Origin of the sequence: Massilia sp. TWR1-2-2, assembly GCF_049897565.1 — a bacterium.
GTDB lineage: Bacteria > Pseudomonadota > Gammaproteobacteria > Burkholderiales > Burkholderiaceae_D > JAFCUW01.
In genome coordinates this window covers 73,427-85,462 of sequence record NZ_JAFCWM010000003.1, presented here as the reverse complement: position 1 = coordinate 85,462, position 12,036 = coordinate 73,427, and the positions used below count along the sequence as shown (strand labels likewise).

Annotated in this window: 10 protein-coding genes; all 10 read left to right on the top strand. The window is 65.3% G+C overall.

Going from position 1 to position 12,036, the window contains the following annotated elements:
• Nucleotide 1: 1 nt before the first annotated feature.
• The 10 genes from mraY (at nt 2) to ACP7DD_RS03845 (ending at nt 11,923) form a co-directional block, all read left to right on the top strand.
• Complete coding sequence (gene mraY, locus ACP7DD_RS03890) at nt 2–1,171, top strand: phospho-N-acetylmuramoyl-pentapeptide-transferase (RefSeq protein WP_426173395.1); 1,170 nt, start codon at nt 2–4, stop codon at nt 1,169–1,171.
• Complete coding sequence (murD, locus tag ACP7DD_RS03885) at nt 1,171–2,667, top strand: UDP-N-acetylmuramoyl-L-alanine--D-glutamate ligase (protein WP_426173394.1); 1,497 nt, start codon at nt 1,171–1,173, stop codon at nt 2,665–2,667. The genes mraY and murD overlap by 1 nt, the downstream gene beginning before the upstream one ends.
• Entirely contained in the window at nt 2,667–3,878 is a 1,212-nt protein-coding gene (gene ftsW / locus ACP7DD_RS03880; RefSeq protein WP_426173393.1) for a putative lipid II flippase FtsW, read from the top strand. The genes murD and ftsW overlap by 1 nt, the downstream gene beginning before the upstream one ends.
• Nucleotides 3,875–4,951, top strand: coding sequence for an undecaprenyldiphospho-muramoylpentapeptide beta-N-acetylglucosaminyltransferase (murG, locus tag ACP7DD_RS03875; protein WP_426173392.1), 1,077 nt, complete (start codon nt 3,875–3,877; stop codon nt 4,949–4,951). The genes ftsW and murG overlap by 4 nt, the downstream gene beginning before the upstream one ends.
• Entirely contained in the window at nt 4,948–6,342 is a 1,395-nt protein-coding gene (gene murC / locus ACP7DD_RS03870) for a UDP-N-acetylmuramate--L-alanine ligase (protein ID WP_426173391.1), read from the top strand. The genes murG and murC overlap by 4 nt, the downstream gene beginning before the upstream one ends.
• A gap of 2 nt (nt 6,343–6,344) precedes the next feature.
• Complete coding sequence (locus tag ACP7DD_RS03865) at nt 6,345–7,313, top strand: D-alanine--D-alanine ligase (protein ID WP_426173390.1); 969 nt, start codon at nt 6,345–6,347, stop codon at nt 7,311–7,313.
• A gap of 6 nt (nt 7,314–7,319) precedes the next feature.
• Entirely contained in the window at nt 7,320–8,141 is an 822-nt protein-coding gene (locus tag ACP7DD_RS03860; RefSeq protein ID WP_426173389.1) for a cell division protein FtsQ/DivIB, read from the top strand.
• Between the two features lie 11 nt (nt 8,142–8,152).
• Complete coding sequence (gene ftsA / locus ACP7DD_RS03855; protein WP_426173388.1) at nt 8,153–9,385, top strand: cell division protein FtsA; 1,233 nt, start codon at nt 8,153–8,155, stop codon at nt 9,383–9,385.
• Between the two features lie 144 nt (nt 9,386–9,529).
• Nucleotides 9,530–10,741: a cell division protein FtsZ gene (gene ftsZ, locus ACP7DD_RS03850; RefSeq protein ID WP_099788127.1), complete on the top strand. Its 1,212-nt coding sequence runs from the start codon at nt 9,530–9,532 to the stop codon at nt 10,739–10,741.
• A gap of 174 nt (nt 10,742–10,915) precedes the next feature.
• Nucleotides 10,916–11,923 carry a YeiH family protein gene (locus ACP7DD_RS03845; RefSeq protein WP_426173387.1) on the top strand — a complete coding sequence of 336 codons (1,008 nt, stop codon included), beginning with the start codon at nt 10,916–10,918 and terminating at the stop codon, nt 11,921–11,923.
• Nucleotides 11,924–12,036: the final 113 nt, after the last annotated feature.

The window sequence follows — 12,036 nt, the reverse complement described above, 5'->3', positions numbered from 1 at the left end:
CATGCTGCTCTGGCTCGCACAATTCTTTCAGCAAGACCTCGGTCCCCTGCGTATTTTCAACTTCATCACGTTCCGCGCGGTGTTCGCGACGATTACCGCGACCGTCATCGGCCTTGGCGCCGGCCCGTACGTGATCCGCTGGCTGACCCGCATGAAAGTCGGCCAGGCGGTGCGCACCTATGGTCCCGAGTCGCACCTGGCCAAGCACGGCACCCCGACCATGGGCGGTGTGCTGATCATCATCTCGATCGGCATCTCCACGTTCCTGTGGTGCGATTTCTCCAACCGTTTTGTGTGGCCGGTGCTGGTCGTCCTGCTCGGCTTCGGCGCGGTCGGCTGGGCCGACGACTACCGCAAGGTGGTCTACAAGGATCCGGAAGGCATGCGCTCGGGCGAGAAGTACTTCTGGATGTCGCTGATCGGCGTGGCCGCCGCGCTGTACCTGGCGTTCTCCGTATCGGCGCCGACGCCGGCCAAGGTGTGGGAACTGTTCTACGCGTGGGTGCAGTCGGGCTTCTCGATGGACCTGCCGCCGAAGGCCGACCTGATCGTCCCGTTCGTCAAGACCATCAGCTATCCGCTCGGCGTGTGGGGCTTCATCGCGCTCACTTACTGCGTCATCGTCGGCACCAGCAACGCCGTCAACTTCACCGACGGCCTCGATGGCCTGGCGATCATGCCGACCGTGATGGTCGGCTCGGCGCTCGGCCTGTTCGCCTACCTGACCGGTTCGGCCACCTATTCGCGCTACCTGTTCATTCCGCACATCCCCGGCGCCGGCGAACTGCTGATTTTCTGCGGCGCGATGGCCGGCGCCGGCCTGGCCTTCCTCTGGTATAACGCGCACCCGGCGCAGATGTTCATGGGCGACGTTGGCGCGCTGGCGCTCGGCGGCGCGCTCGGCACCATCGCCGTCATCGTGCGCCAGGAGATCGTCCTGTTCATCATGGGCGGCGTGTTCGTCGCCGAGACGCTGTCGGTGATCATCCAGGTCGCGTGGTTCAAGATCACCAAGAAGCGCTACGGGGTAGGGCGGCGCGTGTTCCGCATGGCGCCGCTGCACCACCATTTCGAACAACTGGGCATGAAAGAGACCAAGGTTGTCGTGCGATTCTGGATCGTCACGATGATGCTGGTCCTGGTCGGCCTGTCCACCTTGAAGCTGCGCTGATGAACTACGCGGGCAAACAGGCACTCGTGCTCGGCCTCGGCGAATCCGGGCTGGCGATGGCGCAATGGCTGGCCCGTTGCGGCGCGCGCGTGCGCGTGGCCGACACCCGCACCGAGCCGCAGCGCCTGCATGCGCTGCGCACCGCGGTCGAGGGCGTCGAGTTTGTCTGCGGCGAATTCAACGACGCCCTGCTCGACGGCGTCGACTTCGTCACGCTCAGCCCGGGCCTCGGACCGCAGCGCGAATTGCGCGGCATCGTGCCAAGCGCGCGCGAACGCGGCATCCCGGTGTGGGGCGAGATCGAGCTGTTCGCCCAGGCGCTGGCAGCACTCAGGCTCGAACGCGGCTACGCGCCGAAAGTCATTGCGATTACCGGCACCAACGGCAAGACCACCGTCACCAGCCTGACTGGCCTGTTGTGCCAGCGCGCCGGTCTGAGCACCCGCCTGGCCGGCAATATCAGCCCGGCCGCGCTGGACGTGCTGCGCGAAGCGCTGCGGGACGACGCGCTTCCACAGGCGTGGGTGCTCGAGCTGTCGAGCTTCCAGCTGCATTCGACCTTCAGCCTCGATGCCGACGCCGCCACCGTATTGAACCTGACCCAGGACCACCTCGACTGGCACGGTGACATGGCCGCCTACGCCAACGACAAGGCGCGCATCTTCGGCGCCAACACCGTGCGCGTGCTCAATCGCGACGACGCCGCCGTCATGCGGATGGCATCGGCTACTGCGCCGGCGGTCACCTTTGGCGCGAGCGCGCCGGCGCAGGCCGACGACTTCGGCCTGGTTCAAGAGCGCGGCGTGCTGTGGCTGGCAATGGCCACGCCGGGCGAAGAGAGTGACAAGAAGCGCAAGAAGAACGCAGCGGCCGAACCGGTCGAGGCCATCGTCAACCGCCTGATGCCGGCCGACGCGCTGCACATCCGCGGCGTGCACAACGCCACCAACGCGCTCGCCGCGCTGGCGCTGTGCCGCGCGATCGGCCTGCCGATGGCGACGCTGCTGCACGGCCTGCGCGAATACAAGGGTGAGCCGCATCGCGTCGAACTGGTCACCGCCATCGATGGCGTCGAATACTACGACGACAGCAAGGGCACCAACGTCGGCGCCACCGTCGCCGCGCTGGTTGGCCTGGGCAAGGCGTTCGGCGGCGAACAGCAGCGCATCGTGCTCATCGCCGGCGGCGACGGCAAGGGCCAGGATTTCGACCCGCTGGCCGAACCGGCGTCGCGCTACGTGCGCAGCGTGCTGCTGATCGGGCGCGATGCGCCGAAGCTGCGCGTCGCGCTCGAGCCGTCCGGCGTCGAACTGATCGACTGCCGCTCGCTGCCCGACGCGGTGCAGCGCGCCTGCGCACTGGCCCAGCCGGGCGACGCCGTGCTGCTGTCGCCGGCCTGCGCCAGCCTCGACATGTTCACCAACTACGCCCACCGCGCGCAGGTGTTCGTCGACGCGGTGCGCGACATCGCACTGTCGAAAGGCCAGGACCTCTGATGGCCTTCCAGCTCCCATTCAAGTTCGCCGGTTCGTCCGCTGATGCGCTCAGCAGCAGCCGCGCGCGGCCGTCGAAAATGATGGAATACGACCAGCCGCTGGTCTGGGTCACGTTGCTGCTGATGCTGTTCGGGATGGTGATGGTGTACTCGGCCTCGATCTCGCTGCCCGATTCGCCCAAGTTCGCCGCCTACAAGAACACCTATTTCCTGACCCGCCAGGCGGCCTTCATCACGGTGGGCCTGTTGGCCGGCCTGTTCGTCTTCCGCGTGCGCATCGCCACCTGGCAGCGCTTCGCGCCGTGGCTGTTCGTCGCCACGCTGGTGCTGCTGGCGCTGGTGTTCATGCCGGTACTGGGCTATTCGGTCAACGGCGCGCGCCGCTGGCTGGACCTGAAGGTCATCAAGCTGCAGCCGTCCGAACTGATGAAGGTGGTGGCGGTGCTGTACGCGGCCGACTACACGGTACGCAAGCAGGAATACATGCACAAGCTGACCAAGGGCTTCCTGCCGATGGCCGGCGCGATCGGCCTGGTTGGCCTCTTGCTGCTGCTCGAACCGGACCTGGGCGCCTTTGGCGTCATCGTCTGCATCGCGATGGGCATCCTGTTCCTCGGCGGCATCAACGCGGTCTGGTTTGGCGGCATCGGCGCGCTGCTGGTGCTGATCTTCACCGCCATCATTGCGCTGTCGCCGTTCCGCCGCGCACGCATGTTCGCCTACCTCGACCCGTGGCAGGAAGATAATGCGCTCAACAAGGCCTATCAGCTGACCCACTCGCTGATCGCCTTTGGCCGCGGCGAGATCTTTGGCGTCGGCCTCGGCGGCAGCGTCGAGAAACTGCACTACCTGCCCGAAGCGCACACCGACTTCCTGCTCGCCGTGATCGGCGAAGAACTTGGCCTGGTCGGCGTGCTGGTGGTAATTGCGATGTTCTACTGGCTCGTCAAGCGCGCCTTCGACATCGGCCGCCAGGCAATCGCCATCGACCAGACCTTCGCCGGCCTGGCCGCGAAGGGCATCGGCATCTGGCTCGGCGTGCAGACCTTCATCAACATGGGCGTCAACCTCGGCCTGCTGCCGACCAAGGGTCTGACGCTGCCGTTGATGAGCTACGGCGGCACTGGCGTGGTGATCAACTGCGTCGGCCTGGCGATCCTGCTGCGCATCGATTACGAAAACCGTGTGCTGATGCGCGGAGGCCGCCCATGAAGCGCCTGATGATCATGGCGGCCGGCACCGGCGGCCATATCTTCCCCGGCATCGCGATCGCGCAGACGATGCGCGCGCGCGGCTGGGAAGTGACCTGGCTCGGCACCTCGCTCGGCATGGAGCAGGACATCGTGCCCAAGCACGGCATCGCGCTCGACGCCATCGACTTTTCCGGCATGCGCGGCAAGGGCCTGCAGCACACGCTGTCGGGTGCGTTCAAGCTGACCGCCAGTTTCGCCACCTGCCTGCGCATCATCTCGCGCCGCAAGCCCGACGTGGTGCTCGGCATGGGCGGCTACGTCACGGTGCCGGGCGGCCTGATGGCGCGCCTGCGCGGCATTCCGCTGGCGCTGGTCAACGCCGACGCCGCGCTGCTGTTGTCGAACAAGACGCTGACGCCGCTGGCGCAGCGCGTGCTGTTCGGCTTTCCGGCCGACTTCGGCCGCGCCGCCGGCAAGGCCAGCGTCACCGGCAACCCGGTGCGCAAGGAGATTCTCGATGTCGAAGCGCCGCAGACGCGGTTCGACGGCCGCGATGGTCCGTTGCGCATCCTCGTCGTCGGCGGCAGCCTCGGTGCCAAGGCGCTCAACGACAGCGTGCCGGCGGCGCTGGCCTTGATGCCGCAAGCGACGCGCGCGATCGTCACCCACCAGTCGGGCAAGAAGAACATCGATGCGCTGCGCAAGTCGTACCTCGATGCCGGCGTCGAAGCGAACGTGGTCGACTTCATCGAAGACATGGGCGCCGCCTACGCAGAAGCGGACCTGGTGGTCTGCCGTGCCGGCGCCATCACCATGTCGGAACTGACGGCGGCCGGCGTTGCCAGCGTGCTGGTGCCGTTCGTCGCGGCCACTACCAGTCACCAGCGCGACAACGCGCAGTGGATGGCGACGCAGAAGGCGGCGATCCATGTGCCGCAACAGGAATTGAACGCAGCGCGCATGGCGCAGCTGCTCGAATCGCTCAGCCGCGACGACTGCCGCCAGATGGCGATAGCCGCTCAGGCGGTGGGCAAGCGCGACGCCAATGAGGCGATTGCGGACATACTCGAAAAATTGGCGGACTCCAAATGAAACACAAGATCAAGAACATCCACTTCGTGGGCATCGGCGGCAGCGGCATGAGCGGCATCGCCGAAGTGCTGCTCAACCTCGGCTACAACGTGACGGGCTCTGACCTGGGCAGCAATGCGGCCAGCGTGCGCCTCGAAAGCCTGGGCGCCATCGTCACGCTCGGCCACGACGCCAAGAACGTCGAAGGCGCCGACGCCGTCGTCACTTCCACCGCCGTCAACGACAATAACCCGGAAGTGATCGCCGCTCGCGCCGCGATGATCCCGATCGTGCCGCGCGCGATCATGCTCGGTGAACTGATGCGCTTGAAGCGCGGCATCGCGATTGCCGGCACCCACGGCAAGACCACCACCACCAGCCTGGTCGCTTCGGTTCTGGCCGAAGGCGGACTCGATCCGACCTTCGTCATCGGCGGCAAGCTCAATAGCGCCGGCGCCAACGCCAAGCTTGGCAACGGCGACTACATCGTCGTCGAGGCGGACGAATCGGACGCGTCGTTCCTGAACCTGGCGCCGATGATCGAAGTGATCACCAACATCGACGCCGATCACATGGAGACGTACGAGCACGACTTCGAGAAGCTGAAGATGGCGTTCGTGCACTTTACCCACCGGCTGCCGTTCTATGGCCGCGCGATGCTGTGCATCGACGATCCGCACGTGCGCGCCATCATCCCGCACATCTCCAAGCCCGTCACCACCTACGGCTTTTCGGCGCTGGCCCAGGTGCGCGCGGTCAACGCCCGCGCCAACGGCCTGCAGATGCACTTCACCGTCATCCAGGACGGCTATCAAGACACCGACTTCGTGCTGAACCAGCCGGGCATGCACAACGTCGCCAACGCCTGCTCGGCGATCGCAATCGCGCGCGAAATCGGTATCGACGACAGCGCCACCCAGCGCGGCCTGGCCGGCTTCAATGGCGTCGGCCGCCGCTTCACCCGTTACGGCGACATCGCCATTCCGGGCGGCGCCGGCAGCTTCACGCTGGTCGACGATTTCGGCCACCACCCGATCGAAACCGAAGTGACCTTGGCGGCCGCGCGCGGCGCCTATCCGGGCCGGCGCATCTTGCTGGCGTTCCAGCCGCACCGCTTCACCCGCACGCGCGACCTGTTCGAAGACTTCGTCAAGGTGCTGTCGACGCCGGACGTGCTGCTGCTGGCCGACGTCTACGCCGCCGGCGAGACGCCGATCGCCGCCGCCGACGGCCGCGCCCTGGCGCGCGCGCTGCGCGTGGGCGGCAAGCTCGAACCTATCTTTGTCGAGTCGATCGCCGACATGCCGGCGACGATCATGGGTGCGGTGCGCGACGGCGACGTCGTCATCACCATGGGCGCCGGCTCGATCAGCACCATTCCGGCCAAACTGACTTCTTATACAAAGGCTTGATCGTGAGCGAAATTTTCTCCACTGACGCAACAGCACTTGGCAAGGTAGGCGTATTGTTCGGCGGCCGTTCCGCCGAGCGCGACGTCTCGATCATGTCAGGCACCGGCGTGCTGGCAGCGCTGAAAAGCCGCGGCGTCGACGCACACGCGTTCGACCCGGCCGAGCGCGGCATCGCCGAGCTGGCGGCCGAAAAATTCGACCGCGTGTTCATCGCGCTGCACGGCCGCTTCGGCGAAGACGGCAGCCTGCAGGGTGCGCTCGAGCAGCTCGGCATCCCGTACACCGGCAGCGGCGTGATGGCCTGCGCGATCGGCATGGACAAGATCTACACCAAGATGATCTGGCTGATGAAAGGCCTGCCGACGCCGAAGTATGCTTCGCTCGACGACGCGACCGACCTGGCGCAGGTGGTGGCCGAGCTCGGCCTGCCGCTGATCGTCAAGCCGCCGCACGAAGGCTCGACCATCGGCATCACCAAGGTCACCGCCGGCGCCGACCTGAAGGCGGCGTACGATGTCGCCGTCGGCTTCGACGACATCGTGCTGGCCGAAGAATTCGTCACCGGCCGCGAGTTCACCGTCACGGTGCTCGGCCGCGGCAAGACAGCGCGCGCGCTGCCGGTCGTTGAGATCGTCGCGCCGCAAGGGAACTACGACTACCAGAACAAGTACTTTACCGACGACGTGCAGTACATCTGCCCGGCCAAGCTGGACGACGCCACCGCGGCCGAGATGGCGCGCCTGGCGCTGGAAGCGTACCGCGCGCTCGACTGCGAGGGCTGGGGCCGGGTCGACGTGCTGCTGCGCGCGGCCGACAACAAGCCGTTCCTGATCGAGGTGAATACGTCGCCGGGCATGACGACCCACTCGCTGGTGCCGATGTCGGCGCGCGCGGTCGGCATGAGCTATGAAGACCTGTGCGTCGAGATCCTCAAGACGGCGCGCCTGAAGCTGGTCAAGGAAAAGGGTTAATCGCATATGTGGCAAGACGCGCGCGCCCTGAACGCAACCGCCAGCGGCCTGATGGCCCTGGTGGTACTGGCGTGCATCGCCTCGGGCGTGTGGTGGGTGTCGCAGCGGCCGATGTTCTCGCTGCGCACGGTGCGGGTCGACAGCATGTACGACATTGAACTCAAGCGGGTGAGCGAACTGACCTTGCGCAACGGCGTGGTCGGCAAGATCAAGGGGAATTTTTTCACCGCGAACCTGGAGCAGGTGCGCACGGCGTTCGAATCGGTGCCGTGGGTACGGCGCGCAACGGTGCGACGCGAGTGGCCCGACCAGCTGATCGTGTCGGTCGAAGAGCACGAGCCGCTCGGCACCTGGGGCGAGGACGGCCGGCTGCTGTCGGTGAAGGGCGATGTGTTCACGGCGAACCTGGCGGAGGCGGAAGACGACCATCCGCTGCCCGAGTTCACCGGACCCGATGGCAGCGAGAAGGAAGTGCTGGCGCGGTTTGCCGAGCTGCGCGCGTGGTTCGCGCCGATCAAGCTGGTGCCGGCGGCGCTGAGTTTGTCGAGCCGCTATGCGTGGACGGTGAAGCTCGACAATGGCATGCAGGTGGCGCTGGGACGCGAGCAGGACAACACCACCTTGCGTACCCGGGTGCAGCGGCTGGTGGGGATTTATCCGCAGCTCGAGAGCCGGGTGCAGGGCGGCATCGACACGATCGACATGCGCTATGCGAACGGCCTGGCGCTGGCCGCGGCCGGGCTGGCAGTGCCGAGAGATGGAACCAAGCCTGTGAAGGCCGTCGTGAAAAAGACAACTTCAACAACCAACAAAACCAGCAAGCACTAGGCCACAGCAAAATGACAAAAGACGCTAAAAACCTGATCGTCGGACTCGATATCGGCACCTCGAAAGTGGTCGCCGTCGTCGCCGAGGTGATGTCCGACGGACGCCACGAGGTGATCGGACTCGGGCAGCACGAGTCGCGCGGCCTGAAGAAAGGTGTCGTCGTCAACATCGAGGCGACCGTCGAATCGATCCAGCGCGCGCTCGAAGAAGCCGAGCTGATGGCCGACTGCAAGATCCGCAATGTCTACGCAGGCATCGCCGGCAGCCATATCCGCTCGTTCAATTCGAGCGGCATGGTCGCCATCAAGGACAAGGAAGTGACGGCGACCGACGTGGCGCGCGTGATCGAGACGGCCAAGGCGGTCAACATCCCGACCGACCAGCAGCTGCTGCACACGGTGCCGCAGGAATTCATCGTCGACAGCCAGGAAGACGTGCGCGAGCCGATCGGCATGAGCGGCATCCGGTTGGAAGTGCGGGTGCACATTGTCACCGGTGCGGTGTCCGCGGTGCAGAACATCGTAAAGTGTGTGCGTCGCTGCGGTCTTGAAGTGTCCGATCTCATTTTGCAGCCGATGGCGTCGGCCGATGCGGTGCTCACGCCGGACGAAAAAGAGCTCGGCGTGGTCCTGATCGACATTGGCGGCGGCACCACCGACATCGCGGTGTTCTCGGACGGCGCCATTCGCCACACGGCGGTCATTCCGATCGCCGGCGACCAGATCACCAACGACGTCGCGATGGCGCTGCGTACGCCGACCTCGGAAGCGGAGGAGATCAAGATCCGTTACGGCGTCGCCAAGCAGGTACTGGCCGATCCCGGCGAGACGCTCGAAGTGCCGGGCCTGGGCGACCGCGGTCCGCGCACGCTGTCGAAGCAGGCGCTGGCCGCCGTCATCGAGCCGCGCGTCGAGGAGCTGTTCGCGATGGTGCACCAGGTGGTGCGCGAGTCGGGCTACGAAGGCGTGCTCTCGTCGGGCATCGTGCTCACCGGCGGCAGCGCGATCATGCCGGGCATGGTCGAAATGGCGGAAGACATATTCCTCAAGCCGGCGCGCCTTGGCACGCCGGATTACCGCGGCCAGCTGGCCGACGTGGTGCGCAGTCCGCGCTACGCGACCGTGCTCGGTCTGTTGTTGGAAGCGAAAAAGCAGTATCTGCGCGGGCACATCGTGACGCGCCAGGACGGTTCTGTGAAGGCGGTGTGGCAGCGAATGAAGGAATGGTTTTTAGGGAATTTCTAAGTACGGCGGCGGATTGGCAAGACGGTTGCAACAAGAATACAAACACTTACATTTTTTATTTACAAACGCAGTTTTCAATCTCCAGGTTTCATACGACTATGAGTCCTGGCGCTTGGAAACGGCACTTTGATTAGGAGTTTCATCATGGAGTTCGATATGGTCGATAACGCAGCACTGGGTACTGTCATCAAGGTTGTCGGCGTCGGCGGCGCAGGCGGCAATGCGGTTCAACACATGATCAACAAGGGCGTCTCCGGCGTCGAGTTCATCGCCGCGAACACCGACGCGCAGGCATTGGCTGCATCGTCGGCGCACAACGTGATCCAGATCGGCGAGTCGGGCCTGGGCGCCGGCATGAAGCCGCAGGTCGGCCGCCAGCTGGCCGAGGAATCGCGCGCGCGCATCGAAGACTCGCTGCGCGGCGCGCACATGGTGTTCATCGCTGCCGGCATGGGCGGCGGCACCGGTACCGGCGCCGCGCCGATCGTGGCCGAAATCGCCAAGTCGATGGGCGCGCTGACGGTGGCGGTGGTGTCGAAGCCGTTCTCGTACGAAGGCCAGAAGTGCATGGACATCGCCGAAGAAGGCCTCGAAGAGCTGAGCAAGCACGTCGACTCGCTGATCATCATCCTCAACGAAAAGCTCGAGGAGATCTACGAAGACGAAAGCATGATCGACTGGATGAAGCATGCCGACGACGTGCTCAATAACGCGGTGGCCGGTATCGCCGAGATCATCAACGTTCCTGGTCACATCAACGTCGACTTCAACGACGTCAAGACCATCATGGGCGAGCAGGGCAAGGCCATGATGGGCACCGCGACCGCGTCGGGCGTCGACCGTGCGCGCATCGCCGCCGAGCAGGCAGTGGCGTCGCCGCTGTTGGATGGCATCGACCTGTCCGGCGCGCGCGGCGTGCTGGTCAACGTGACGGCCAGCCGTGGCCTGAAGGGCAAGGAGATCAAGGAAGTGATGGCGGCGGTGCGCGCCTTTGCCGCTCCCGATGCATCGATCGCGCAGGGTATCGCGTACGACGACGCCATGGGCGACGACATCCGCGTGACGGTGGTCGCCACTGGCCTGGGCAAGAGCAAGAAGGCGATGCAGCTGGTGCAGCAGCCGATGCTGCGCACCGGTACCCACAACGCGCCGCTGATGGCGTCGAGCGCGGGCTTGCACGCGTCGGCCGGCGTGACGATGGGTTCGACATCGGTGGGCGGGCACGCCGCGATGGACGGCATGAAGCAGCCGGCCGTGTGGCGCCGCGAACAGGCGTCCGAGCAGGTGCAGGCAATGCAGCGCAATGGCGTCGAGACGTACGACATTCCGGCGTTCCTGCGCAAGCAAGCCGACTAAGCACACAACGACGTTGCCAGCATGGCCCGGCCGCTTCCGCAAGAGGCGCCGGGCATTTTTTCGTCCGCTTGAATTCTTGCGACCGTCGTTTAATTCAACTAGATGACCTGTATCATTTATATTTAATTGATGCTATTCTTTGGCTCACCCCCCACGAGTCCGAAGGTCGTTGCGATGAATTCTGTGCTGGCCTGGAAGCCTGCCGCGCTGCTGCGCTTGTGGCCGGGCATCGTCATCGCCGTGGTGATCGCGCTGGCCGCATCGTTCATTTCGAGCAGCTACGGCGGCCCGCAACTGCTGTTTGCGCTCTTTATCGGACTGGCCTTCCACTTCCTGTCCAACGATCCGGTGTGCCGGCCCGGCGTCGATTTTTGCAGCAAAACCGTGCTGCGCACCGGCGTGGCGCTGCTCGGCGCTCGCATCACCTTTCCCCAGGTGGCGTCGCTCGGCGGCACCACCATCGCCCTGGTGGTAGCGGCGGTCCTGTCGACCATCGGCTGTGGCTACCTGCTGGCGCGCCTGCTGCGCCGGCCGCTGCACGAAGGCATCCTGTCCGGCGGCGCGGTCGGCATCTGCGGCGCGTCGGCCGCCCTCGCTATCGCCGCGGTGCTGCCGCAAACGCGCGAAAACGAGCGCTTCACGCTGCTCACCGTCGTCGGCGTCACGGCGCTGTCGACGCTGGCGATGATCGTCTACCCGCTGCTGGTGCACCTGGCGCGATTGGACGGCGCCGCCGGCGGCATTTTCATCGGCGGCACCATTCACGATGTCGCCCAGGTAGTCGGCGCCGGCTATCTGATATCGAACCACGCGGGCGACGTCGCCACCATCGTCAAGCTGACCCGCGTCGCTTGCCTTGTGCCGGTGGTGCTGGCCCTGTGCGTGATATTCCAGGCGCGCGGCTGCAGCACCGAGGTCGACGTGCCGGCTCTGCTGCCCTTGTTCCTGATGGGTTTCGTGGTGATCATGCTGGCCAATACCTATGGCTTGATTCCGCCGCCGCTGGTGGCGCTGCTGAACACCATCTCGCGCGCCTGCCTGGTCACCGCGATCGCTGCGCTGGGGATGAAAACCTCGCTGCAGGCGCTCGCCCAGCTTGGCTGGCGCCCGGTCGCCATGCTGGTGGGCGAGACGCTGTGGATCGCAGCATTCGTCTTCGCCGGGGTGCTCATGCTCCGCTAATTGATATAGATGATATAAATTACGTTTGACTTAAACGAGAGCGCTGGATAAGATCGTTTGACAAGCATGGCCGGAGACACGGCCAGCACGGGAAAAACGATCGCCGCGAACTC

What these genes read in the sequence shown, in the direction of transcription:
- ACP7DD_RS03845 (WP_426173387.1), top strand. Translation starts at nt 10,916, where the DNA reads ATGAATTCTGTGCTGGCCTGGAAGCCTGCCGCGCTGCTGCGCTTGTGG.
- ftsA (WP_426173388.1), top strand. Translation starts at nt 8,153, where the DNA reads ATGACAAAAGACGCTAAAAACCTGATCGTCGGACTCGATATCGGCACC.
- ACP7DD_RS03860 (WP_426173389.1), top strand. Translation starts at nt 7,320, where the DNA reads ATGTGGCAAGACGCGCGCGCCCTGAACGCAACCGCCAGCGGCCTGATG.
- murC (WP_426173391.1), top strand. Translation starts at nt 4,948, where the DNA reads ATGAAACACAAGATCAAGAACATCCACTTCGTGGGCATCGGCGGCAGC.
- murG (WP_426173392.1), top strand. Translation starts at nt 3,875, where the DNA reads ATGAAGCGCCTGATGATCATGGCGGCCGGCACCGGCGGCCATATCTTC.
- ftsZ (WP_099788127.1), top strand. Translation starts at nt 9,530, where the DNA reads ATGGAGTTCGATATGGTCGATAACGCAGCACTGGGTACTGTCATCAAG.
- mraY (WP_426173395.1), top strand. Translation starts at nt 2, where the DNA reads ATGCTGCTCTGGCTCGCACAATTCTTTCAGCAAGACCTCGGTCCCCTG.
- murD (WP_426173394.1), top strand. Translation starts at nt 1,171, where the DNA reads ATGAACTACGCGGGCAAACAGGCACTCGTGCTCGGCCTCGGCGAATCC.
- ftsW (WP_426173393.1), top strand. Translation starts at nt 2,667, where the DNA reads ATGGCCTTCCAGCTCCCATTCAAGTTCGCCGGTTCGTCCGCTGATGCG.